This is a genomic window from Secundilactobacillus sp. MJ173, assembly GCF_059704265.1.
In genome coordinates this window covers 108,245-132,646 of the sequence record NZ_BAAKGN010000019.1, presented here as the reverse complement: position 1 = coordinate 132,646, position 24,402 = coordinate 108,245, and the positions used below count along the sequence as shown (strand labels likewise).

19 protein-coding genes, 1 tRNA gene and 1 riboswitch are annotated in these 24,402 nt (G+C 43.3%); of the genes, 11 read left to right on the top strand and 9 right to left on the bottom strand.

Annotated elements, in window-relative coordinates; genetic code table 11:
* Positions 1–228 precede the first annotated feature (228 nt).
* A complete protein-coding gene (locus AC6H04_RS02945; protein ID WP_497570285.1) occupies positions 229–4,563 on the top strand; it encodes an acyl-CoA dehydratase activase-related protein in 4,335 nt (1,444 codons plus the stop codon).
* A gap of 29 nt (positions 4,564–4,592) precedes the next feature.
* Positions 4,593–5,243 carry a TetR/AcrR family transcriptional regulator gene (locus tag AC6H04_RS02940; protein ID WP_497570284.1) on the top strand — a complete coding sequence of 217 codons (651 nt, stop codon included), beginning with the start codon at positions 4,593–4,595 and terminating at the stop codon, positions 5,241–5,243.
* A gap of 141 nt (positions 5,244–5,384) precedes the next feature.
* On the opposite strand, the gene pgmB is transcribed toward AC6H04_RS02940, so the two are convergent.
* The 4 genes from pgmB to mscL form a co-directional block, all read right to left on the bottom strand.
* A complete protein-coding gene (gene pgmB / locus AC6H04_RS02935; protein WP_497570283.1) occupies positions 5,385–6,056 on the bottom strand; it encodes a beta-phosphoglucomutase in 672 nt (223 codons plus the stop codon).
* A gap of 22 nt (positions 6,057–6,078) precedes the next feature.
* A complete protein-coding gene (locus AC6H04_RS02930) occupies positions 6,079–8,796 on the bottom strand; it encodes a glycoside hydrolase family 65 protein (protein ID WP_497570282.1) in 2,718 nt (905 codons plus the stop codon).
* Between the two features lie 211 nt (positions 8,797–9,007).
* Positions 9,008–11,305, bottom strand: coding sequence for a glycoside hydrolase family 65 protein (locus AC6H04_RS02925; protein WP_497570281.1), 2,298 nt, complete (start codon positions 11,303–11,305; stop codon positions 9,008–9,010).
* A gap of 188 nt (positions 11,306–11,493) precedes the next feature.
* On the bottom strand, positions 11,494–11,865 hold the full coding sequence (mscL, locus tag AC6H04_RS02920) for a large-conductance mechanosensitive channel protein MscL (protein WP_497570280.1): 372 nt from the start codon (positions 11,863–11,865) through the stop codon (positions 11,494–11,496).
* 185 nt (positions 11,866–12,050) lie between these two features.
* Here mscL and AC6H04_RS02915 point away from each other — a divergent pair, with 185 nt between their 5' ends.
* Genes AC6H04_RS02915 through AC6H04_RS02905 form a run of 3 tightly spaced genes read left to right on the top strand, consistent with a single transcriptional unit; the run spans position 12,051 to position 13,661 of the window.
* On the top strand, positions 12,051–12,647 hold the full coding sequence (locus AC6H04_RS02915) for a hypothetical protein (RefSeq protein WP_497570279.1): 597 nt from the start codon (positions 12,051–12,053) through the stop codon (positions 12,645–12,647).
* Positions 12,648–12,668: 21 nt separating this feature from the next.
* On the top strand, positions 12,669–12,914 hold the full coding sequence (locus AC6H04_RS02910) for a hypothetical protein (protein WP_497570278.1): 246 nt from the start codon (positions 12,669–12,671) through the stop codon (positions 12,912–12,914).
* A 39-nt stretch (positions 12,915–12,953) separates the two neighbouring features.
* Complete coding sequence (locus AC6H04_RS02905) at positions 12,954–13,661, top strand: CPBP family intramembrane glutamic endopeptidase (protein ID WP_497570277.1); 708 nt, start codon at positions 12,954–12,956, stop codon at positions 13,659–13,661.
* A gap of 85 nt (positions 13,662–13,746) precedes the next feature.
* Here AC6H04_RS02905 and AC6H04_RS02900 read toward each other — a convergent pair whose 3' ends face one another.
* Positions 13,747–14,211 carry a MarR family winged helix-turn-helix transcriptional regulator gene (locus AC6H04_RS02900; RefSeq protein ID WP_497570276.1) on the bottom strand — a complete coding sequence of 155 codons (465 nt, stop codon included), beginning with the start codon at positions 14,209–14,211 and terminating at the stop codon, positions 13,747–13,749.
* A 129-nt stretch (positions 14,212–14,340) separates the two neighbouring features.
* The gene (locus AC6H04_RS02895) at positions 14,341–14,892 is read right to left on the bottom strand and encodes a biotin transporter BioY (protein WP_497570275.1); all 552 of its coding nucleotides are present in this window, start codon (positions 14,890–14,892) and stop codon (positions 14,341–14,343) included.
* Positions 14,893–15,033: 141 nt separating this feature from the next.
* Here AC6H04_RS02895 and AC6H04_RS02890 point away from each other — a divergent pair, with 141 nt between their 5' ends.
* Positions 15,034–15,348: a hypothetical protein gene (locus AC6H04_RS02890; protein WP_497570274.1), complete on the top strand. Its 315-nt coding sequence runs from the start codon at positions 15,034–15,036 to the stop codon at positions 15,346–15,348.
* 184 nt (positions 15,349–15,532) lie between these two features.
* On the opposite strand, the gene icd is transcribed toward AC6H04_RS02890, so the two are convergent.
* From icd to AC6H04_RS02875, 3 genes are all read right to left on the bottom strand, one after another.
* Complete coding sequence (icd, locus tag AC6H04_RS02885; protein WP_497570273.1) at positions 15,533–16,804, bottom strand: NADP-dependent isocitrate dehydrogenase; 1,272 nt, start codon at positions 16,802–16,804, stop codon at positions 15,533–15,535.
* A gap of 154 nt (positions 16,805–16,958) precedes the next feature.
* Positions 16,959–18,137: an RNA-guided endonuclease InsQ/TnpB family protein gene (locus AC6H04_RS02880; RefSeq protein WP_497570272.1), complete on the bottom strand. Its 1,179-nt coding sequence runs from the start codon at positions 18,135–18,137 to the stop codon at positions 16,959–16,961.
* Positions 18,138–18,404: 267 nt separating this feature from the next.
* Positions 18,405–19,316, bottom strand: a complete 912-nt coding sequence (locus tag AC6H04_RS02875) for an AEC family transporter (protein WP_497570271.1) — start codon at positions 19,314–19,316, stop codon at positions 18,405–18,407.
* 662 nt (positions 19,317–19,978) lie between these two features.
* Between AC6H04_RS02875 and AC6H04_RS02870 the strand changes: the two genes are divergently transcribed.
* The 5 genes from AC6H04_RS02870 to AC6H04_RS02850 all read left to right on the top strand — a co-directional run bounded on the left by AC6H04_RS02870 (position 19,979) and on the right by AC6H04_RS02850 (position 24,395).
* Positions 19,979–20,062, top strand: a tRNA-Leu gene (locus AC6H04_RS02870).
* A gap of 380 nt (positions 20,063–20,442) precedes the next feature.
* Positions 20,443–21,657: a glycosyltransferase gene (locus AC6H04_RS02865; RefSeq protein ID WP_497570270.1), complete on the top strand. Its 1,215-nt coding sequence runs from the start codon at positions 20,443–20,445 to the stop codon at positions 21,655–21,657.
* Between the two features lies 1 nt (position 21,658).
* Complete coding sequence (locus AC6H04_RS02860; protein ID WP_497570269.1) at positions 21,659–21,964, top strand: hypothetical protein; 306 nt, start codon at positions 21,659–21,661, stop codon at positions 21,962–21,964.
* Positions 21,945–22,832 carry a polysaccharide deacetylase family protein gene (locus tag AC6H04_RS02855; RefSeq protein WP_497570268.1) on the top strand — a complete coding sequence of 296 codons (888 nt, stop codon included), beginning with the start codon at positions 21,945–21,947 and terminating at the stop codon, positions 22,830–22,832. Before AC6H04_RS02860 ends, AC6H04_RS02855 begins: the two co-directional genes overlap by 20 nt.
* Positions 22,833–22,929: 97 nt before the next feature.
* Positions 22,930–23,029: riboswitch (TPP riboswitch) on the top strand.
* Between the two features lie 70 nt (positions 23,030–23,099).
* Positions 23,100–24,395 (top strand): acetylornithine deacetylase, encoded by a 1,296-nt coding sequence (locus AC6H04_RS02850; RefSeq protein ID WP_497570267.1) that lies wholly within the window; start codon positions 23,100–23,102, stop codon positions 24,393–24,395.
* Positions 24,396–24,402: the final 7 nt, after the last annotated feature.

Here is a 24,402-nt window from a genome sequence, read left to right as displayed (position 1 = left end):
CCACACTCTGTCTAAGAATAATATTCCTGTCATATTCTGGCAAAAAATTCCTATTGATTTATGTCTAAAATTAATAAATGAATATGCTATTGAAACCGGTGTCAATCTTGGTTTACTCTAAGTGAGTAGTCACTTTACTTTATTGGTAAAGTGAGGTTATTCGGTAGATAATGCAACGTGCTGGTCTGAGTCTAACGTTGCGTTATCAGACAAGTAGAGGTGAGTGAAATGACAGAGACGAAATATTTTGGCGGTATTGATGTTGGTTCAACCACGGTCAAGCTCGTGGTCATGGATCAAAATAACCAAACCGTTTTTTCACGTTACGAACGACATTATTCTGACGTCAAAACAGCCACTGAAAAAATCTTTCGCGAAGCAATTTCCGAATTAGGGGCGGATATCAAAATTGCTTGTACGATTACAGGTTCAGGCGGTATTGGGCTGGCTAATTTACTGCAATTGAAGTTTATTCAGGAAGTGATTGCCTGCACCAAAACAGTTGAAACCTTGATTCCTCAAACTGACGTGGCCATTGAACTTGGTGGTGAAGACGCCAAGATTACTTTCTTTGGCGATTCATTGGAACAACGGATGAACGGAAGCTGTGCCGGTGGTACCGGTGCTTTTATTGACCAAATGGCAACGTTGCTTAAAACAGATGCTAACGGTTTAAACGTCATGGCTAAGGATGCGGAGACCATCTATCCGATTGCCAGTCGGTGTGGTGTGTTTGCCAAAACTGATGTGCAGCCATTGATCAACGATGGCGCTAAAAAGGCGGATATTGCGGCCTCAATTTTCCAAGCCGTGGTTAATCAAACCATTTCTGGTTTGGCTGCCGGCCATAAAATTCGCGGTAACGTTGCTTTTTTGGGTGGCCCATTATACTTCATGGATCAATTACGTTACCGGTTTATTGAAACGCTAAACTTAACACCAGAACAAGTTGTCTTTCCGGAAGACCCACAATTATTTGTGGCGAAGGGCGCGGCGCTGTATGCCTATGATCAGCCGGAAACGACGTTGAATAATTTATTGGATCAATTACTTAACGGTGATGATTCTGGTATGCATCCAAGCCATTCGTTGGAACCCTTATTTAAGGATGACGATGAATTGCAGGAATTCCGGAAACGTCACGCGCAAGCCAAGGTTGAAACGCGTGACTTAGAAAGCTATCAGGGAGTTGCCTTCCTGGGTATTGATGCTGGTTCGACCACTACCAAAGTCGCTTTGATGAGCGATGATAACAAGATTCTTTATACTTATTATGATAGCAACGACGGTGATCCGCTGGAGAAAACCAAGGCGATTTTGCGAGATATGTACAGCAAGATGCCAGCAGGCGTTACCATCGGCAAAACGGCTGTTACTGGTTACGGCGAACACTTGATTAAAAACGCCTTAATGGTGGATATTGGTGAAGTGGAAACTGTTGCCCATTATCGTGCTGCCCACTATTTTGATCCCGATGTTGATTTTATTTTAGACATTGGTGGTCAGGATATGAAAGCCATGACCATCAAGAACGATGCGTTGTCCACGATTAAATTAAACGAAGCTTGTTCTTCTGGTTGCGGTTCCTTCCTAGAAACTTTTGCGACCTCGTTACACTATAAGATTCAGGACTTTGCTCAAGCAGCTTTGCTGGCCAAGAACCCTTCAGATTTAGGATCACGTTGTACCGTCTTTATGAACTCAAAGGTCAAGCAGGTACAAAAAGAAGGTGCTACGATTGGTGATATTGCGGCCGGACTGTCGGTTTCAATCATCAAGAACGCACTTTTCAAAGTAATCAAGATGCGTCGGGTGGAAGATATGGGTCACCACATCGTTTGCCAAGGCGGCACCTTTTATAATGAAGCTGTGCTCCGGGCCTTCGAAAAGATTGCGGGTACTGAAGTTGTTCGGCCCAATATTGCTGGATTGATGGGCGCATATGGGGCTGCTTTGATTGCTAAAGAGGGTTACAAGGCGGGTGACGAGACCACGTTGCTTTCCGTTGACCAGATGGACAATCTGAGCTTTAAGAAGGAATACATGCATTGTGGGGCCTGTGAAAACAACTGTGCCTTAACCATCACTGTCTTTAATGATGGCCGTCGATTCGTTACTGGTAACCGTTGCGAACGGGGTGAAGCTCGTGGGATGAAACAGCGGGTGCCAAAGGATAACGGCAAAGTAAACTTAGTTGCTGAAAAGTACAAATTACTGTTCAGTTATCGGCCATTACGTAAAAAACTCGCTTACCGTGGGACTATTGGGATCCCCCGCGTGCTGAACATGTACGAAAACTACCCGCTATGGCAAACATTCTTCCGTAAGCTAGGTATTCGGGCACAATTATCACCAAAAGGAAATGCTGAACAGTACGAAAAAGGGATGGAAACCATCCCTTCAGATACGGTTTGCTACCCAGCCAAGCAAGTTCACGGGCACATTCAAGCGTTGATCGATCGTGGCTACAAGACGATTTTCTACCCAGCAGTTGTTTATGAAGTGGCTGAAAACAAAGATTCTGATAATCACTTTAACTGCCCAATCGTGCAATCTTATCCGAACGTTATTCGTAACAACGTGGATGAAATCACTTCTGGACAAGTTGATTTAATTTCTCCTTATCTGAATTTAGCCGATAAAAAAGGGACGGCCAACAACTTGGTTGATGCTTTGAGCAAATTTGGCATCAGTAAATCTGAGATTAAGGACGCCTTGGACGCTGGTTATAAAGCGCTAGAAGACTTCAAACAGCAAATCCGTAACCGTGGTGAAGACACTATGCGGATGCTGATGACTACTGGTGAACACGGTATCGTGCTGGCTGGTCGGCCATATCACTTGGATCCACAAGTTAACCATGGTATTTCACAAATCATGACTGCCGAAGGATTCCACGTGCTGACTGAAGATTCTATTGCGCACCTTGGTGACGTTAAAGGGTTGCGGGTGGTTAACCAGTGGGTTTATCATTCACGGCTGTATGCGGCCGCTAGAGTTGCTGCCAAGACGCCTCAATTGGAATTTGTTCAATTAAACTCCTTTGGTTGCGGGATCGATGCCATTGATACTGACCAAGTCGAAGAAATTATGAGTCAGTACAACCGGCTATATACTTCACTGAAGATTGACGAAGGCACTAACATGGGTGCTATCCGAATCAGACTGCGTTCACTGAAAGCAGCTGTTAAGGAACGTCAAAACCGGAAGATCTTGCCAATGAAGCTTCATGAAAACGAAAAGCCAGTGGACTTTACGCCAGAAATGCATAAGAAGGGCTACACGTTACTGTTACCAATGATGTCACCCATTCACCAACACGGGTTGGTTGACGTGGCATTACAGGCTTCAGGTTACAACGTGGTTAACCTGCCAATGAACGACAGAAAATCGGTTGATGTGGGTCAAAAGTTCGTCAATAACGATGCCTGCTACCCAGCAATCATTTCCATCGGTCAAATGGTAGAAGCTTTCCAAAGCGGCAAGTACGATGTTAATAACACTGCCGTGATGATGACCCAAACCGGTGGTGGCTGCCGGGCAACTAACTACATTCCGTTGATCCGTAAAGCGTTGAAGGATGCTGGTTTTGGTCAAGTACCCGTTGTCTCATTGTCACTAGGAAATCAAGGTGTTGAAGAGACATCTGGATTCAAGATGACCTTACCACTGCTTCGTCGAGTTGCCATTGCCTTCTTATATGGCGATTTATTCGAGAAGGTGGTTTACAGGACTCGACCATATGAAACCAAACCTGGTCAGATTGATAAGATGCATGAAGATTGGTTGAAGCTCGTTCAACCATCCATTGAAAAGGGCAGTTTCAAGGAATTCAAGCGTAACGTTAACGAAATCGTACAGGACTTTGACACCGTTAAGCTTAATGAAGTTCGTAAGCCTAAAGTCGGTTTAGTTGGTGAAATTTTGGTAAAGTATTCTCCAATTGCTAATAACGATGTGGTACACTTACTTGAAAAAGAGGGTGCTGAAGCAGTTGTTCCTGACATTGTCGGGTTCATGAATTATTCGCTTTACAACCAAATTTACAGGTATCAGCATTTAGGCGCGTCAGCTAAGGCCAAGTGGTTTGCTGAGTTTGCTATGCAAGTCATCAAATGGTGTGAGCAACCTATGCAAAAGGCTTTGAGTGCTTCAAAACGGTTTGAACCCAGCGAAGCTATCAAGGAAGTTGCTGACGATGCTAGCAAGATCTTGTCGTTGGGTAACCAGACTGGTGAAGGCTGGTTCCTAACGGGTGAAATGATTGAACTGCTGAAGAGCGGTGTGCCAAACATTATCTGCATGCAACCATTCGGCTGCCTGCCTAACCATATTGTGGGTAAAGGAATGGTTAAGGAACTCAGACGGCAGTTCAAGGGTGCCAACATTGCACCTATCGATTACGATCCTGGGACATCCGTTGTTAATCAGCTGAACCGAATTCGGTTAATGTTAGCAACCGCTAATAAGAATTTAGCAGCTGAAAAAACCAAAGTGTCTGAAAATCAGCATCCTGCCGAAGCACAATTAGCTCGAGTTGGCAGCACAGTCAATGGCAGGTAAAAATGACAGAATAAATTGGAGAAATTGCCATGAAACATACTGATGTGGAAACGCTGTTCGCAGATAATATCAAAACGACAGACCTATCTGAGAAGCAGCAAAAGGTTTTGCAAGCGAGTTTGACGCTGTTTGCGCAAAAGGGCTATGAGAATACCAGTACCTTGGATATTGCTCATTTAGCCGGTGTTTCTGAAGGTACTGTGTTTAAACATTTTAAGACGAAGGATGGGTTGCTCCAAGCAATTTTGAATCCGTTCATGCACGATATTTTTCCGCGAGTTGCGGGCGAATTCATCGATGCATTGCATGAAAGTATCTTTGATAGCTTTGAATCTTTTATCAGATACGTGGTTAAAGACCGGATGACTTATGCGATGGATAATCGTCAGGAAATGAAGATCTTTATTCAGGAAATGGTGAAAGATCCTTCCATCATGACTACTTTGACCAACCGCTTAAGCAAACTGCTTCAGGGCGGTGTTGATACCCTGTTTCACGAGTATAAGGAAAAGGGCGAGTTGGTCGATTGGGACTCCATGCGGATTATTCGGATGGCTAGCGGCGTGATCGTGGGTTATTTAATTCCTAACGTCATTATGAGTGAGACACCGTTGGATATCGATAAGACAACGGATGAAGTTTGTGAGTTTTTGTTGGATGGGTTGAAACCTAGAGATTAGAGTGTGGAAACAAACGTTTAGATGCAAGTCTCCGCTTGTTACAGCACGTTTAGAGTGTGACACAATAACATAAAAGCCATTCCGACGTTTTTGTCGGAATGGCTTTTATGTTACAGGGTCTGAATCTGAGTTGTGGAAATATTAACCCATTGCTTTTTCAATGTTAGCCAGTGTCATTTGTGCGGTGTCATCAAAACGGACGTCCGCGGCAGCCAGTGTTTTTTCGTCACCAACGCCCACTGAGGTTTCGTGAGCCGCATTGATGGCTTGAATACCAGATTCAGCATCTTCAACACCGATACATTCTTCAGGCGCTAGGTCCAGTAGTTCAGCACCTTTAACGTAAATTTCTGGATCTGGCTTACCTTTAGACAAAGTAGCAGGATCAACCACTTTAGGGAAGTAGTCGGTGAGTTGCAATTGCTTCAAAACGGTTGGACCGTTCTTGGAAGCAGAAGCTAACGAAATTAAATAACCTTTGTCGCGTAAATCGTCCAGAAAGTCTTTGATACCTGGCAAAATATTAGCTGGGGTCATTTTTTTGATTTCGTTGACGTAGTTGGTGTTCTTTTCAGTGGCTAAAGCAACCTTTTCATCGTGTGAATAGTCGTTTTCCTTCCCACCAGTCTTCAAAATCAGTTCGAGAGAGTCCATTCGGGAAATCCCCTTAAGTCCTTCCTCTAGATCTTTATTCCATGCGACACCTAACTTTTCGGCTAACTGACGCCATGCCTTAGTGTGGTAGAGTGACGTGTCGGTAATGACGCCGTCTAAATCGAAAACGAAACCTTTGATTTGCTTAAAAGTTGCCATGAAAAACACTCCTTAAGTGAAATTAATAATCAATTACCTTTTCTTGATTGGCTTTCAATTCAACGGATTTACCCTTGAACTGAACGGTGGAATCTGCGTCTGCGGTGACGTGAATCTGCGACTGAGTAATGACGAAATCATACCAGTGCCCACGGATGAGTTGTTTAAACGAAATTGAGTGCCACTCAGCCGGTAGGTTAGGGTGCAAGTTGATCTCACGACCCAAGCTATCTACACCACCGTAGTTACGAGTTTCAATCATTAAAGTGGCTCCCATAACACCGAGGTGAATCCCTTCAGCGGTGGTTCCACCTTGAATATCGTAGTAGTCAGAGAACAGTGCTTGACTAAACAGTGACCAAGATTGATCCATGTTGTCGTCCATTTCGGTCAGTACTGAATAAACGATCCGTGAAAGCGTCGACCCATGAGTTGTCCGATTCAAGTAGTACTGAATATTTTTAGTCAGATACTCCTTTGGCATATGGTAGCCAAGTTGATTCAGAATTTGGTCAACTTCCTTGATGTTAAGGACGTAATAAGCCATCAAAGTATCAGCTTGTTTGGCGACTTGATAAGCATCAGGTGTTTTGTCTTCAGCCTTTAAAATGCGGTCCATTCGTGAAATGTCACCGTACTTGCGACGGTAAGCATCGAAATCAAGCGTAGGTAGATCGAAGTAACCTTCGAACTGTGCCATTATACCATTCTTATTGATATCAAGCTTCAGCTTATGCGAAATATCAGTCATTTTATCGAAGAGTGAATCATCGAATTCACTCTTCTTTTGAACACTCTTGAAAGTGCTCTTAGGGACTTCCGGCTGTAGTTCAACCAGATAGTTAAATAACCATGCTACCATGATGTTGGTATAAGTATTATTGGTCAGTCCTGGCTCATCAGCGTTAGGATAGTTTTCGTGGAATTCGTCAGGTCCCATGACGTGGGCGATACTGTAACGATCATCCTTAGCATTGTAAGTCGTTGCACTGATCCAGAATTTAGCAATCGATAGCAACATTTCCAGGCCGTATTTATCCATGAATTCGTGATCGCCTGAAACCTGTGTGTAATTGATCACATTGTAGGCAATGGCTAGTGAAACGTGTCGTTGCAGGCGGCTGTTATCCGGATCCCACTGATGAGTAATCGGGTTCAAATGAACAAATTGCGATTGTTCATCACCAGTCTGGCCGGATTGCCATGGGTACATGGCACCATCGTAGTTCTCCTGTTTGGCATAGGTGCGGGCCGCATTCAGTCGCCGATAGCGGTACATGAGCAGTTGTTTGGTCAATTCTGGATAGTGCAACGTGTAAAACGGCAAGACGAACATCTCGTCCCAGAAGACGTGACCACGATAAGCTTCACCGTGCAGGCCACGGGCACCAACCGAAGCGTCCAGCTTACCTGAACCGATGGCGGATGCAGAAACCATACTGTGAAACAGGTTGACTCGGGTCAGTTTTTGACTGGTGATGTCCGTATCAATTTTAATATCAAAGTTGTTCCAGGCCTGTTTCCAGTAGTCTTCGCTTTGTTTAGCAGTTTGGCCATATGAAGCGCTTGCAATATCTTGACTAGCCGTTTCATTTAACGCGTCCGCAGCAGTTTCACGGTCGGTGTAAATGGTGACGTTTTTTTCGAAACTGTAGGTTTTACCCACAGTGACATCAGTAGACAAAATCTGTTGCAGTCGATTTTCTTGATTATTAACTTCAATTTGCGGCTGTTTCTTAGTTTTAAGCAAACGCAAATTACTCCCAACAATGAAATGGATGTGGGAGTTTTTCGTTTCACCAGTCATGTACATCTCGTTATCACGGGAACTCATGCCGGTAATCTGCAGATGGTGCTGGTCAAAGTCTTGGTACCGGTCCACGTTACCGTTAGTGACCGTACCATCGATTTCTGAATAAATCTGTAACGTCCCGCTAAAGTTTAACGGTGTGATGGCGTACTGAATCGCATAGTCGTGCCAATTCTTCATGTTTGCCACTTTGGTGGTCACAATCGATAAATCATGACCCGTGGATAATTGAACGTGCATCGCGGTTCTGAGAACGCCACGTTTGAGATCTAAACTACGGTAAATATCCTGAATGTCTTTTTTGTTGATGGTAAATGGTGGCTGACCATCCACGCCAAAGGTTAGAAATTGACCGTTTGGCAGGTTGACCAGGTCCTCATTGATGACGTCTCGATCGCCAATTTTGGTTGTCAATTGGTTATAGACACCAGCAACATACGTGCCGGGATAGTTATCGGCGTCAGCATGCGCTTCTACGTAAGCTCCGCGCAGCCCGAAGAAGCCATTACCAATAGTCAGCATGGCTTCTTGACCATAGTTACGCTTCTTCTCGTACTCACCGAAGTAGTCCAGGTGCCATTCATTGTAGTGCTGTTTATGTTTAACGGCTTTAGCAAGCCCGTTTTTGGCCACATCACTTTGGGAAACCACCGGGATGTTCATCATGTTGGTGATGGCTAAACCAATATCGATACGGTTGTGATTAATACCAACAATCGTATCGGAAAATTCATACTCCAAAGAGTTTAAGAGAATCGCGGCATCGATTTTTAAACCGGCTAGTGCGACCTTGATCTTTTCCAGGTTATCACCAATGGTCTGTTCGGAATTGTAAGTGATGATAAACTTCCTGAAAGGTTCTTGATTATCATTTTCGGAATAAAGTAATTCTATCGAGTCCCGCTTGACTCGTAACGCAATTGTTCTCATCATCAATCCTCTTTTCTATGAGCGATTCTTAATAATGCCCCATAACTTAATGATAAGGGGTTGTGACAAATATCGCAAATAACCCGCTCGTGAAAAATAGTGAATGCCTTATTTTTAAAGCTTTTATAACCGTTTCGATTATCATTTACCAATAGTAAATAAATGTAAAAAGAGGATTAACTGCGATGAATTGCGGACTGATGACGTGAACTTATTTTAAAAATTGATTGATTAAGCGCTTCTTTGTTAGTTGAAAGGTTTTATGATTCAAGTAAAATTGTAAGGACTCTCCTGATAGTAATTTGACAGTGGCAGCGGACTGGGTAATGGTGATTTCAATTTGTCGGCCATGAAACCAGATTCGAAAGCGCAAACTATCCCAAGCTGCTGGCAGTTCTGGGGATAGGTTAAAGCTTTCTTTTTCTAATCCCAGTCCCGCAAAACCGTAAATTAAGCTCAGCCAGGTACTGCCCATGTTAGCTGCGTGAATCCCATCACCGGTATTACCCTGTGAGTTGCTTAGATCCATCATGACAGTTTGCATGAAGTAACGGTACGCGTCATCAGCATGGTGAAGTCGGTGAGCTAAAATACCAAAAATGGCACGTGATAGTGAGGAGTCATGGACGGTGATGGCCTCATAATAGTCAAAGTCGCGTTTAAGTTGAGTAGCATCTTGATCCTTTGGAAACAAAAAATCTGTCATCACAGTGTCTGCCTGTTTATTGACCTGATAATGGTAAATGGTCATGGGATGATAGTGGAGCAAGAGCGGAAACTGATCCCGTGGCGTATCTTTGATGGGCCAAACCGGTTTGCTGGTGGACAAGTCATCCTGTTTTTTGATTTTTAATTCAGTATCGTATGGTAAGTACATGCCATCGGCTGCCCGATTAAACTGGTCAATTTCTTGATCCGTCACGTTTAAACTGACTAATTTCTCCGGGTGACTGTGCTTAAGCTGGTTGGAATATTTCACTGCAATACTTAAATTATTTTGGGCCATTCGGTTGGTAAAGTAGTTGTTGCTGATCATAGCGGTGTATTCATCTGGCCCCGTAACGTCATCAATCACAAACTTGCCTTGATGTGCTTCATCGGTGGCCCAGTGCCCATAGGCTAACCAGAAACGAGCGGTCCTGACGATGATTTCGTAACCATAATCAGTCAAAAAAGCGTTGTCACCAGTGACCCGAACGTAGGTGTCCACAGCGTAAGCAATATCAGCGTTAATATGAACTTGGGCGGTACCAGCTGGATAGTAGCTGCTAGCTTCTTCACCGTTGATCGTTCGCCAGGGAAACATCACACCATTGTCCACGGCCATTTCCCGCGCCCGGTGCTGTGCCTGTGGCAAGGTGTGGTAGCGATACAGTAATAGCTGTCTGGCAATAGCGGGTTCGGTATAAGTGAAGTAGGGCAGCATAAACATTTCGGCGTCCCAGAAATAATGGCCTTCATAACCTGGACCCGTTAGGCCCTTCGCCGGAATACTGGTTAGACCATCACTGCCCGCAGCTTGGTACAGGTGAAAGAGGTTAAAACGGATGCCCTTTGCCAACGTAGCATCCCCCGTAAGTTCAACGTCGCTATTTTCCCAAAATTGATCGATTTTGGCCGCAGATTCATCCAATAGCTGTTTAAAGGATTTATTTGCCAATCGCTTTTCTGCCGACGCTGCGAAAGCAGACTGGGATAAGGTGGTTTTTAAAAGTGGGTGTGGGAAACTGATGGCATACACAAAACTAAAACTTTGTGACATTCCTGACGTTAAATCGAAGGTTTTGCTGAAACTTGGCAAATCATCGATGATATTAACCTGCATGGGATTATCGTTTAAAGCTTGCTGAGCAACGATCAATGCGAGTTGGCTCTTCCGGGTACTGATGAGCATGATGGGCAGTTTGCTGTGAATAAAGGTTCGATCCAGCAGGGTTTCTGGTTGAGAAGCTCGCATGTCGTCAGTGTGAGATTTGATCTGTTGGTCGATGTAGGAATGCTGTTTAATCACGGTTAGCGCACCGGTAAAATTAAGTGCTGACACACTGTATTTAATGACAAATAAGTGTTTGTCAGCATGGGAGGCGAAGGACTGGAGGGTCAATCGGAACTGCTTATTGGTTGGGCTTTTAACGTCAAAAATTTCTATTAAGACCCCAGTCCGCATGTCCAAGTTTTTGTCTACTAATTTGACGTCATAGGGGGTCTCATCAGAGCGGATGCCATCCACTTCAAAAATAATGAACCGTGGGTCGGGCAACTGACAAATCGTTTGCGAATTTTGAGCGTAACCCGAATAATTTTCACCATACGACAGTTCGGTCAAATCGTAAAAACCGTTCACAAACATCCCCGGCTGACCGTTAAAGTGGCTGTTATTTCCCTGCAGCGGGTTGGAAGCCCGAATACCGAAGTGGCCGTTTCCCAGTGTATAAATGGTTTCAAAAGTTTTTTCATCTTGCGGTGGCAGTTTTTGCAGGTGAATCTGAAAAGCATCGTTTGCGTCCATTTAAGTTATCCCCCTACGAGTTGATAATTTATGCCCATTATAAGGCAAAAACTTTCAGCGTTGAGTTTAAAATAGAAATTGTTGCTTTAACGTGATTGAGATTAAACATGTCCATATAAAATAAGCGTTACCCCGTAGCTGTTACGGAATAGCGCTTGTAATCGTGAAGCGGATGAACAGCTAACCCTTTAAATTGACTTATCTTTTAACAAGTCACGGATTTCTTTTAAGTACGTTTCTGAAGCGGATGGTTTGGTTTCTTTTTCCCCGGTTTTAGGCATCAACCGATTAATGAACTTTACTAGTAAAAAGACCACAAACGCAATGATCAAGAAGTTAATGACCGAGTTGATAAATTGGCCGTAACGAAAGTGAGCACTGCCAACGCTGAAAACCAGACCGGAAAGATCGATTTTACCGATGAATAAGCCAATCAGCGGATTGATCAGATTTTTCGTTAGGGAGGTCACGATTGATGTGAACGCGGCACCAATAATGACCCCAACGGCCAAGTCCACCACGTTGCCGCGAGCAATAAACGCTTTGAATTCCTTTAACATACTCTCACCTCATATTGATTGATAAGTTCATCATATCGAAAATCGAGCTGGAATCGCAATAAAAATGCAAATTGGTAACAATATACTTGAACTATTAATCTAATCTTGCTACCTTTAAAACACAGAATAGAATGGCAACTGGTGGAAATGGACCTGATCGATGTCTTACACGGAGGATCTAAGTTATGGAAACAATTCAAGAACAGTTGACAGCTGCCCAAAAGAAGGGCCGCTTGGTAGCCATTTTCCGTTATGGTGATGAACATCACTTTTTGTCCGGAAACGTCATTGCAGTAGATAACAAGTTTTTGCTGCTGAAGCGGGTTAATCAGAACGGGGCAACGGATGGTGCTGTTGTGATCCGAATCAATACCGTTTCAAAATTAGTGACGCAATCTGATTATCTTAAGTCGTTAGTTGCAGTGATGGCGTTAGCACGTGAGCGTCATTACGTGGACGTTTGGCACGTTGATGATTTGCTGAGCGAACTGGATTTTAGCAACCGCTCTATTTTAAGAGCAACGTTGAAGTGGGCGTTTAAGGCTGATCAAGTTGTCAGTATAGGAATCCATCCGGGTCGGACCGAAAAAACTTTTACGGGATTTATTGCATCGGTCAAACACAACAAGCTGCGTTTGAATGATGTTGACCCCTCGGATTTAAAGGCACGTTGGCAGGTCAAGTTAGCGTATGTGGATATTAATTACGTTGAAATTGGCAGTTTTAAGACTTACGGCATGACAGCTATCCTGGAACGTTATATGCCAAAAGACTTTCATTAATTTAGAAAAAGAGGTTATCGCGTGAAGGGTTTGGCTTATTTTTTAATCGTGTTATTTCCGGCGCTGATCATCGGTACGACGGTGTACCTGACACGTAATTGGGCGCCAACAGGCATCCTAACGATCGTTACTTGGACAGCAGCCTGGCTAGCCTCCATGGTCATCGTGACGGTGCTGTATCTGGTATTGATTTACCTTCCAAAGGCTTCACAGAGAAAAAGTTCTAAGCAAAGTAAACAAAATCGTGAGGAAAGCCAACAACGTTAAACTTGCTGACTTACCGTACATACAAATAGGGGTGGCTACATGCAACAACTTAAACTTTCAAACGATCCGGCAAAGCCCTCGATTTTTACGCGGCTGTTACTATTTGCAACGTTCTTCGTTGCCATAGAAGCGGTGCCGGTGGTGCTGCTTTGGATTCGTAATGCCGCGCCATCGCAAATTTTATTACGGAGTGTTTTGGCGTTAGGCTATATTGGTGCTTTTATTGTAATCATCATTGGTTTAATTTACAGTATGAAACGCTTGACTGCTCGATCGTTTTGGCATTGGCCAACGCTGTCGAACCTGCGACTAATTCTGATTGCGTTTGTGGGCGCAATCGCTGTTGAAATGGTCCTGAACCTAGTGAATCAAAGCGTCTTTCATCAGTCTCAGACAGCGAATAACGCTACCATTAAAGTGTTACTTTCCAGCGATCACTGGATCTTTTATTTATTGATGTTTTCGGGAGTTTTTCTGTCTCCCATCGCTGAAGAATTACTGTTTCGAGGTTATTTAATGAATGGGTTCTTTAAACCTGAGAGCTTCTGGCTGCCAGTCCTGGTGAGCGGTGTGTTATTCTCTTTAGCTCATGCTAGTACGACCATCGTCAGTTATCTGATTTACATGACGTTGGGGTGCTTCTTAGCGTATACGTATCGTCGAACTGGCAACTTAGGGACTTCGATTGGCTTGCACATGCTTAATAATTTGATTGCGATGATCGGTATGGCGGCCATGGTACATTAGAGCGTGGTCATTTCATCAGTTAAACGTAAAAAAGGCGTTACCCCAGTGTTTAGATTGGGATAACGCCTTTTTCGCGTTAATTAGGTTACGGTTCATGAATTAAATCTTTAGTACTAATGTCATCGAGTTCGCCCATTACCTGTTGAATTTGAGTTAATAATTGCTGATAATCAACGCCATCAAATGAGATTAAGTCAATGCAGTCATTGACTCGGGCATAAACTTCGTCACGTTTATCCAACGCATAATCAGTCACAGACACGTTGACTTGACGTTCGTCTTGTTCACTGCGTTTGCGAGCGATCCAACCCTGTTTTTCTAAGCGTTTGAGCAGGGGGGTCAACGTCCCACTATCAAGGTTCAAGTGACTGCCCAGTTCTCGAACGGTCATTGGAGAGGTTTCCCAAAGTGCTAATAGGGTAATGTATTGCGGGTAAGTTAAGTGAAATGGTTTTAAAGCATCCTGATAAAAATGATTGAATTTTTTGCTGGCGCTATAGAAGGCGAAACAAAGTTGATCGTCTAATCGACGCGGCGTGGTATTTGACATGAATGAACCTTCTTTCCGTTTGCTGCACGGATTAATCGTGTGCAACTAAATTGCTTCGTTGTTGCCATTTTATCGTGTTGGACCTAATTTGTCTATAAAGTCGAGGTGATTATTATTGTATTTATGATATTAATCGATATCGTTTCCTAAAGGTAAGCTGACCCGCTGTTGAATTAGTTGAACCACAGCCACCACCATGATGAGTTTGATGAGGGCTGGGATGGCAAACGGGAGAAAGCCAGTTAAAAAGGCGCTGGTTAAACTCAGTTGATTGCTGATAGTAAGCCAGAGACTGCCCAAAATCAGTTGTACAAAGGATCCAAATAAGTTGGCGATAAGCAATGTCGTCGTGTTTTTCTGGCGGTTTTGTAACCACCATGCGGTGAGACTGACGTAAGCGAAGAAACCCCAAAGATAGCCGGCAGTAGGACCGAATAGTGCGGCCAGACTCGTTGAGCTACCCGCAAAGACTGGCAGGCCAATCAAACCAAGTAACAGGTATAAAAAGATGGCTTTTTGGCCGGTTCGAATCGTCAGCAGTGACGCAATAATGCCCACTGCAAGGGTTTGACCAGTTAAGGGAATGGGACCAAGAGGAATCGTTAGTTTCGAGCAGACCACCAGAATAGCCGCAAACTGACTGGCTAGGATCCAGCTGAGCAAAGAATGATTTGAATGCATGATTGACCTCCAACTAGGTTAGGTTATGTTAAAAATTATAACATGAGCTGGATATAGTCAAGTATTTAAATCCGATTTCGCCATGAAATGATGTCAATGCTTGCTATCTTCGGTATAATGAAGCATTGAGGGGGCGGTAAGATGTTCATGTCAACGGGTGGCTTTAATCAGGCCCACATCATTAAAGGCGTCATTGCAGTGACGGTTTCCACCATGCTCACGTCGGAAAAGCCGGATGAGTTTTCCAAATTTGATGGTCTATTTGATCAAGCAAAACAAAAATTATTTGAACAAGCAAAGAAGAAGCAGGGCGATGGTATCGTGGATGTTTCTTTTAACACTGAAGTTGTGCGGATGAGTGTTGCGCCTAAGTTTTTAGTGGTGCATGGCTACGGCACAGTTATTTCACTACCAAAGAAAAAAGTAAGTGCTGAAAAGACAGATCAAGAAAAATAAAATGACGGTATAACCAGCCAGTGGCGACTCTGATTCAATGGAGAAGCGACTGGCTGGTTTTTTCGATACTCTAATTTAGTCTAAATATACCATAATTCAGATTTCAACCATTTTACACAAACAAACACGCATTCCGGCCAAGTGCACCGAAATACGCGTTGTTTGTTGTGTTAAACTCTGGCATCTACCTTGAGGCTATGACGTCTGCCACGTAAGCACCAAAAGCGCTGGTACTTAGTACAGTTGCTTGATTATCTGTCGCAAAGTCAGCAGTCACATGCTGACTGGCAATCGCTGCTTTAATGGCTTCGCGAATCAATGTCGCTACTTCCGGCCAGCCAAGGTAGTCAAACATCATTGCGCCGGATAAGATGAGCGAAGTGGGGTTCATTTTATTTTGACCGGCGAATTGCGGTGCGGTTCCGTGCGTGGCTTCAAACAGCGCGTGACCAGTCTGATAGTTCAGATTACCACCGGGTGCAATGCCAATACCGCCGACTTGAGCAGCTAATGCATCAGAAATATAATCGCCGTTTAAGTTCATGGTTGCCACAACTTCAAAGTTTTCGGGGTGCAGTAAGGTTTGCTGGAAGAAGTTATCGGTAATCACATCGTTGATAATCAATTTCTGCGCTGATTTCGCCGTTTCTAAGGCAGAATCTGCCGCTGCTTTCCCTTGGGCGTCTCTTAACCGGTCATATTCTGCCATAGTGAACACTTGTCTACTGTACTCAGCCTCAGCAAAGTCGTACCCCCATTTTTTGAAACTGCCTTCAGTTTTTTTCATAATATTACCCTTATGAACAAGGGTAAGTGTGTGGCGGTCATGGCTTAAAGCGTAGTTTATTGCCGCTCGAATGAGACGAATCGAGCCCTCTTTAGAAACGGGCTTAATGCCGAAAGCAGCAGTGTCTGGAAAACGTACCTTGGCTAGTTGATCATAGTGGCCTAAGAGTTGTTTTAACTCTGCTGCTTCAGCGGTATCAACGTCAGCTTCAATACCAGCATAGATATCTTCGGTATTTTCTCGGAAAACGTCGATGTTGACGCGTTCCGGATGTAAGACTGGGGAAGGGGTTCCTGGATAATACGTGACGGGGCGGAAGCAAGCGTACAAATCCAATTTTTGTCGCAGGGTCACGTTGATTGAGCGGTGGCCTTCCCCGATAGGCGTCGTTAGGGGACCCTTAATACCAACTAAGTAATGGTTTAAGGCGGTCAGTGTTTCATCTGGCAGCCATTGACCAGTTTGTTGATAGGCAGTTTCGCCGGCTAGAAGTGGCAGCCAGTTGACCTGACGTTTGCCAGCATAAGCGCTGTTAACAGCAGCATCGAAAACTTGCTGAGCGGCTTGCCAAATTTCGGGACCAATACCATCACCCTTGATGAACGGAATGGTGGGATGATCAGGTGTGACTAACTGACCATTTTTTAGAGTAATAGGTGTTTCTGGCATATAACTGATCCTGCTACTGATAACTTATAAAAAGTTATAGATTATTCTTGCTTCTTCCTATCCTGTCGCGCATGAAACTCGCTAATACAGTTGATATGATAGTCCACAAGCGTTAATTCCCGGCTAGCCACCGGTACATGCTTTGAAACCTGTGTTAGTAGGCTAGTTCAAAGTTTTCAGTATCCCTGATATTCAGGGCCGCATTAATATCACGGTCTTCGGTATAATCACAGTTTTGACATTCATACACTCGGTCTTGCAGTTTCAGACCAACTTTTTTATAGCCACATTGATGGCATAACTTAGAAGTTGGTTCAAACCGGTCAGTTAAGTGTACCGGAATGCCTAATTGCTGACATTTAGAAATTAGTTTGATTCTAAAGTTATAAAATCCTTGGTAACTAACTGCTTTAGCTAAATGCCGATTTTTCATCATACCCTTAACATTCAAGTCTTCTAAGGCTATCCACTGCGGTTTGGTTCTCACCACAGTAGCGATAATCTTATTTTGATAATCCGACTGAATGTTAGTCAATCGTTGATACAAGCGTTGCACCTTCCGCTGAGTTTTAGCTAGATTTAAATCAGTAGCAGATTTCCCTTCTTTCTGTCTTCTAGCTTTCAGTGCAAGATACTGACGGGACAACTTCCTTTGCAGGCGTCTAACGCGTTTTCTGATTCGCCTTATCCGACTACTTTTATTCTGATTGTGATACAAAGTGCCATCGTTTAAAATGGCAAACTCTTTTAAACCAAGGTCAATGCCGATAGGCTCGCCGGTCAGTTCTAGCTTTGGTAATTCAGCCTGTCCCACTAAACAAGTCAGGTAATAACGACCAGCTTTGAATTTGATTCGGCCTTGTTTGATAACGAAGTGCTCTGAGTCTGTCGGAATGTAGCCAAACTCTTTTAAACGAACCCAGCCAAGCTTCGGTAGCTTGATTCGGTGACGCTGACAGGCAATGATTTGCGTTTTACTGTTTTTAACAAAGTAGTAACTGCCTTGACCCCGTTTAAACGAGCGCCAATGTGGGAAACCGCTCAGCTTCTTAAAAAAACGTTTCATAGCCATATCAGCATCAATAAAGGCCTGTTTAATGGATTTGGCATATAAATCCTTGATCCATAGATCATCAGGGTTAGCTTCTAGATATTCGTGGTTAAACCACTTACTAAAGGCGTAAGCGTTTAAGTAGCAATAACCCATTTCGTAGCGTTGTTGATTGATATCCAAAAACAAATTATAGGCCCAACGACTGCCACCAATATGGCAATCAATCTGCCAGGCTTGCTTTTCAGTCGGCTTAATTTCGACTTTATAAGTGAGTAACATCAATTGTTCCGCCCTATGGAATTTAATCACCAAGGTAAGGTGTCCCTCATATTATACGGGATGGATTTAGCTCAAAAAGCCTTTTAATGAAATTCATATAAATCACTACATATAAGCTATCAGCTAATACGGAAGGTTTAACTTCTAGCTTTAACCCTGTAATATCTCCACCAGATTTGTAAGAATACGGAATAGTATAGAAGCACCCCTTTGCAAAGATTGATATCCTTTTACAGTAAAACAGTTACTGTTCATTTCTCCTTTTGACTAACTAAGTGCGACTAAGAATACCGCCAGGGTAACGAATGAACAAACGATACTCCAGAATTGGGTTGAGGCCAGTTCGGCTTCGTTAACTTTAAATTGAATAGCGAGACTGGTAGGCATGGTAGCCGTTGGAATGGCCAGCGTCAAGACCACGATCCGTTGCAATTCCGAAGGTGCGTTGAGTAATAGCATCAAGCCCCAGATGACGATGGGAAAAAGAATGTTCTTCGAAAAGACGGTGGCAATGATGGTATGGTTAACCAAGATTTTACGGGTGAACAGAATGATCCCAGTTGCGAAGATGGCTAAACCACCGGCACCTTTGCCCAGCAGTTCAAACGAGCCGGCCAGTTCTTCGGGCATCTGCCAGCCTAACAGTGCTAGGATAAAACCAAGGAGAGCTGCGGCAACCAGTGGCTTACGTAACGTGCTGATGACCCGAGATCCTAGAGATTCTCCTTGACTGAGAGCGCCAAAGACTACTGGTAGCAGGATAATATTAATAATCAGGGTACATACGCCAATGGTGATGGCGCTCAACGAGTTACCGAAAATTAAGGGTAAGATGGCCGATCCGATGAACGGAACAGAAGGATCTGCCACTGACATTGCTCTAAGTGATGCAATATGTAGGTCAGTGTGCAGTAAGTATCGGTTGATGACCAAAAAAATCAGGTAACAGCAAACGATACTGACTAACAGCCAGGAAGCTAACGGAATATCTTTAATGATAATTTTTCGTGGTGTACTCCAAATGCCAGAAAAAACGCTAAGTGGCAACATAAAGTTCATGACCAGGCGAACCAGCATACTGCTGTCTTTGTCATTAAAATAATGACGTGCAGCTGCGAAGTAACCTAAAGCCATGGTGACGATGATAGGGAGTAAAGCAAATAGAAGTGTCTGTAGCACGTGATCATCTCCTCGAGTTATTAAAATTAAATTATAAAACTTTCTAATTTAATTACAAGATGATGATTAAATATACAATATCCTAATGAAATTTTAATCAAACGAATAAGATGCCATTTTCGCTGATACAACAGGGTTGATTGAGAATTAAAAAATTTTTGACTCACCAGAAAAAATTTTTAATTCTTTTTCCGAATTGATCGAAGTCCGGCAAACGTTTACAATGCAACGTTTGTTGGACTTCGACATTTGAGTGGCAAGTCAATTTTTAAGGTTGGGTACGCATGAATATACGTTCACAAAGTTCGGGGAAAGTTTATCGTGAATTTTCAAGATTAGAATGAGGGGTGTGCGATGTTTAAATTTAAGATTTTAGATTGAATTTATTTACATCAAATCAGGTTCGTCTTAGTAGAACTAGAGACCATAAAGTTTAGCTTTCGAGATGTTGCGGTACAAAGTGTTTGGCAGTGAAATGAACTGTTTAGGCTTTATTGCCCAAAAAGCATGCATGGAAAAGTAATAATCTGCACAAGGGCGCTTCTTGGCCTTGTTTTTTTACAAAACGTCAATTTGAACGGCCTGCAAGAAAATGTGAAAAGTATGCATAAAATGACTTTACAAAACGACCCACAATAGTGTATGATTATTCCTGTTGTGATGCCCCGGTGGCGGAACTGGCAGACGCGCAGCGTTCAGGTCGCTGTTTGGGCAACCAAGTACAGGTTCGAATCCTGCTCGGGGCATTTTGGTACAATCGAGTTACAGTCAAAAGATACAAATTTCGTTAAGTTTATATTTAACGAAATTTGTATCTTTTTTTGCCGTAAATTTCATATTTTGATGCTTTCATCATTAATGTCAAGAGACGTCCTTAAAAGAAGTTAACCGTTAAGTTAAGTAAATCTTAACTTATTGAAGATAGATGGATGTTTGCGCTTACATAACCAGTGTGATTAAGTTCTAAATTTTCCTCTAAAATGTTCTAATGATACCTACCTTGACGGAGCTGTTTTGCGTAAGTACAATGTGAAAGTTGTTGTTTGAGCTAACATCAGGGACATGTTATGCGGATATGACGAAATAATCAGCGATTTGCGAGAATATCGTCGAGGGAGTTTTTTAAATGAATATACTTAGTGGATTTGTAGTTTTGTATCCGATGATCGTATCACTTGTTTGGATCATGGGTGCAATCTTTTTTAGTGTTCAACAGCGTCAAATTCCTTTGAAAAAGCGTGGAAAAGGGGAACCGGAACAACTGGTATCGGTGTTAATTCCAGCACATAACGAGGAAGAAACGTTACACGAAGTTGTTGAATCAGTGGCACGATTAACTTATCAAAAAATTGAACTGATTTTGATCGATGATGGCAGTGTCGATCAAACGTTAAACGTGATGTATGAGTTACAGAAACAGTATCAGTCTCAGTTTCCAATTAAAGTGGTACCCATTATTAAAAACGGTGGTAAAGCCAATGCGTTGAATGTTGGCTTAGATAGCGCTGATGGGGAATACTTACTTTGCTTGGATTCTGATTCTTACATTGACCAAGATGCTTTGAAGCACATGATGTTTGAATTTTATAATGATCCTAATGTGGGTGCCGTTGCCGGTCGTCCAGTGGTTCGTAATCGAACAACTTTATTAGGTCGCCTGCAGTTGCTGGAATATATCGGCATCATTGACATTATTAAGCGGGGACAATCCTTTATTACCGGCCATATCACCACGGTTTCAGGTGTGATTGTGGTTTATCGTAAGAAAGCTATCAAACAGGTTCATCGCTGGACCGTTGAAGCATTAACCGAAGATATCGATATGACCTGGAAACTTTATTCGCATCATTGGCGAGTGGCTTATTGTCCGCAAGCCGTCTCATGGATCCTGGTTCCGGAGCATATGAATGCTTTGATCCGTCAACGACGGCGCTGGGCTCGTGGTGGCTTAGAAGTTTTAATTCGCAACCGGCAATTAATTTTTACGGGCAAACTTGCCGAACAATGGTTGTTGATCGATATGGTGATCAGTAATTTATGGGCGTTAAGCTGTTTCTTCATGATCGTTCTGTATTTCCTGACCATGATCTTTTCTCACGCCTTGATTTTAGACGGTGGGGTCTTATTTGTTCTGACACTGATTAGTATCGTGCAGTTCATCATTGGCTTTACCAGTTCTCAGCGTCAGGGCTACATTGACTGGCAAGATTTATTGTTGCTGCCAATGTACTTTGTCTTCTACTGGGTGGTTAACTTGATCAGCTGTATTACCGCCCTTGGTTCCTTCTTCCTTGATCCAAAACGAAAAGGGACCTGGGCCAGTCCAGATCGGGGGGTCTAAAATGGATAAAGATAAATTAGTGATTCGTAAAAAAACGTCCCTCTGGTCACGATTTCGGCGAATGATCCTGCTTATTTTATTGTGGGTTGTCGCTATTTACGTCTTAGTCATTAATCTCTGCTTTATTTTTGGGATTTATTCGGATGGCTTAGTCGTGAATTATTCACTGTTCAACCTGTCATTTCATTTGTATAAACTGTTAGGCAACCTGATTTTGGTGATTGGCGGTCTGAGCATCCTGTACAGTATCATTCACATTCGGAATCTCAAACGAAAGGTGGCAGCAAATGACAAAGACAATGCGTAAATGGATATTAGGATTGATCATCGTCGTTTTCATTGGCTTGATTGCCGTCAACGTTCGTAAGAGTACTAAATTTGAACTGGGAACTCGGGAAAACTACGCCTTAGCTAGCAGTGATACCAAAATTAAAAATGGCATTATGGTGTTTTGCTATCATCGAATCCTGAATGATAATGACACCATGGTTAAAAGCGTGGAATCATTAACGCCGAATAATCAACTCCACGTTTATAACGTGAATGTATCCGAATTTAAAAAGCAGATGCAGTTTTTGCATCAGCACCATATTAAAGTGATTTCCACTGCCCAAATGATCAGTATGTTGAAGAATAATCAGCCAGTTCATGGGAAGTATGTCGTTTTGACTTTCGATGACATTGATCGGACCATGGCCGAAAATGCTGCGCCCATCATGAAACATTATGATTATCCGTTTACGGCTTCGATTATTACCGGCTCAACCGGAGAATATATCGGTGGCGAACAGTTAGCCACTTGGTCTCAGATTATGAAATTATACCGGTCTGAAAGCACCAAAATGGAGCTGGGTGTTCATACCAATAATATGCATTACCTAGTTAAGGGGACGCCAGCGTTTAACTTGAAGCGCAATTATCCGAAATTTGTTCGCGATTATGCAATCAGTCAAAAAGTCATGAAGCAAAAGACGGGGCAAACGACACCGATTTTCACTTATCCATATGGTAGCGGGACGCCGTTGGTTCAAAATTACCTCGTTCATCAACCGAAATTGCAGGTGATTTACACGTTAAATAATGGGATTGTGACGAATGAAAACGATCTTAAATTAGCACCGCGGATGATCATCACCAAGAATAGTTGGCCAAGTATTGCTCGTTGGCTGGCATGATAGCATAGTTGAAATCAAGGAACTGCTTTTGAGCGGTTTCTTTTTATTTATATCAAGAAAAATGCTTGCATTAATCAACCAGTTATGACATGATAAGCTTACAAGCTAGGGGTGCTCTAATAGAGCTGAGATGGCAAACGCCAGACCCTTTGAACCTGAGAGTTAACACTCACGTAGGAAAGCTGATTGAACGTGTGCAAAACTCCCGAAGTCTAGCTTCGGGAGTTTTTTAGTTGGTTTCATCCAGGTTCGTGGCTGAGTTGAACCATGAAGGGATTTGAAGCAATGACGGCATTACAGCAACAGTTACAACAGGCAATCGATGACCAGCAGTCAAGTCTACTCACTATTTTGCGTGAGTTAGTCGCTTTCCAAACGGTGTCACCACCGGCTAGGAATACAGTGGCAATTCAAAATTACGTGAAACAGCAACTCACACAAGCTGGATTTACCGTTAAGCAACAGTCATTCTATGAGCAAGATGCGTTAGTTTCGGGGCAACTAAGTGGAAGTGCGGGCAGTAATCATCATAGTCTTCTATTAAATGGGCACGTGGATGTGGCCGCACTGACGGATCTGGATCACTGGCAGACGGCCCCGTTCCAACTCGTACAGCGGGGCGATGAATTATATGGTCGCGGTGTTAGTGATATGAAAGGGGCAATGGCTTGTTTCTTGTACCTCTTTCGATTATTAAAACAACTAGATATTCATCTTCCGGGTGATTTGCGATTTCAGTCAGTGGTTGGTGAAGAAGCCGGTGAAGCAGGGACCAAAACTTTGCTGGAACAGGGTGAAACAGCCGACTTCGCAGTGGTTGGCGATACCAGCAATATGGCTTTTCAAGGACAGGGCGGTGTGGTAACTGGCTGGATCACTCTTAAAAGTCCGCACACGTATCATGACGGCAACCGGGTGAATATGCTGCGAGCTGGCGGTGGTTTGAAGGCTGCCAGCATGGTTGAAAAGATGCCGGTAGTCATTGAGGCACTTCAGAAGTTGGAACATTACTGGGCAGTGACCAAGTCGTATCCGGGTTTCCCGGCAGGAACCAATACGATTAATCCGGCCTATATTGAAGGCGGCATTCATCCAGCCTTTGTTGCCAACGAATGTCGATTATGGATCACCGTTCATTTTTACCCTGATGAAACTATTGACCAAGTTACCCACGAGATCGAAGCTGCCGTAACTACCGCAGCTAAAGCGGACCCCTGGTTAAAGGATACTTTACCGACATTCAGTTGGGGCGGTGATTCGATGCTAGTGGATAAGGGAGAAATTTTTCCACCGTTAGCGATTGACGCCTCACAACCAGCCGTTCAGCTGCTGAAGCAAAGTCATGAGCAGCAACTAGGAGTGGTCCCTGATATCAATATGTCAACGTCAGTCTCGGATGGTGGCTGGTTTGACTTTTACCACATTCCTGCGGTGACGTATGGGCCAGGACAAATGATGCAGGCACATAGCGATAATGAGATGGTGCAACTATCACAACTGATTGATTACACCAAAGTAATGGCTGATTTCATCGTCACGTGGTGTTCACGACCAAAAGCTTGAAAGGATG

Coding starts and splice junctions, on each gene's coding strand:
- pgmB (WP_497570283.1), bottom strand. CDS start 6,056: ATGGCAACTTTTAAGCAAATCAAAGGTTTCGTTTTCGATTTAGACGGC.
- AC6H04_RS02880 (WP_497570272.1), bottom strand. CDS start 18,137: ATGTTACTCACTTATAAAGTCGAAATTAAGCCGACTGAAAAGCAAGCC.
- icd (WP_497570273.1), bottom strand. CDS start 16,804: ATGCCAGAAACACCTATTACTCTAAAAAATGGTCAGTTAGTCACACCT.
- AC6H04_RS02860 (WP_497570269.1), top strand. CDS start 21,659: ATGGATAAAGATAAATTAGTGATTCGTAAAAAAACGTCCCTCTGGTCA.
- AC6H04_RS02895 (WP_497570275.1), bottom strand. CDS start 14,892: ATGCATTCAAATCATTCTTTGCTCAGCTGGATCCTAGCCAGTCAGTTT.
- AC6H04_RS02925 (WP_497570281.1), bottom strand. CDS start 11,305: ATGGACGCAAACGATGCTTTTCAGATTCACCTGCAAAAACTGCCACCG.
- AC6H04_RS02865 (WP_497570270.1), top strand. CDS start 20,443: ATGAATATACTTAGTGGATTTGTAGTTTTGTATCCGATGATCGTATCA.
- AC6H04_RS02890 (WP_497570274.1), top strand. CDS start 15,034: ATGTTCATGTCAACGGGTGGCTTTAATCAGGCCCACATCATTAAAGGC.
- AC6H04_RS02905 (WP_497570277.1), top strand. CDS start 12,954: ATGCAACAACTTAAACTTTCAAACGATCCGGCAAAGCCCTCGATTTTT.
- AC6H04_RS02915 (WP_497570279.1), top strand. CDS start 12,051: ATGGAAACAATTCAAGAACAGTTGACAGCTGCCCAAAAGAAGGGCCGC.
- AC6H04_RS02945 (WP_497570285.1), top strand. CDS start 229: ATGACAGAGACGAAATATTTTGGCGGTATTGATGTTGGTTCAACCACG.
- AC6H04_RS02855 (WP_497570268.1), top strand. CDS start 21,945: ATGACAAAGACAATGCGTAAATGGATATTAGGATTGATCATCGTCGTT.
- AC6H04_RS02930 (WP_497570282.1), bottom strand. CDS start 8,796: ATGAGAACAATTGCGTTACGAGTCAAGCGGGACTCGATAGAATTACTT.
- mscL (WP_497570280.1), bottom strand. CDS start 11,865: ATGTTAAAGGAATTCAAAGCGTTTATTGCTCGCGGCAACGTGGTGGAC.
- AC6H04_RS02850 (WP_497570267.1), top strand. CDS start 23,100: ATGAAGGGATTTGAAGCAATGACGGCATTACAGCAACAGTTACAACAG.
- AC6H04_RS02940 (WP_497570284.1), top strand. CDS start 4,593: ATGAAACATACTGATGTGGAAACGCTGTTCGCAGATAATATCAAAACG.
- AC6H04_RS02900 (WP_497570276.1), bottom strand. CDS start 14,211: ATGTCAAATACCACGCCGCGTCGATTAGACGATCAACTTTGTTTCGCC.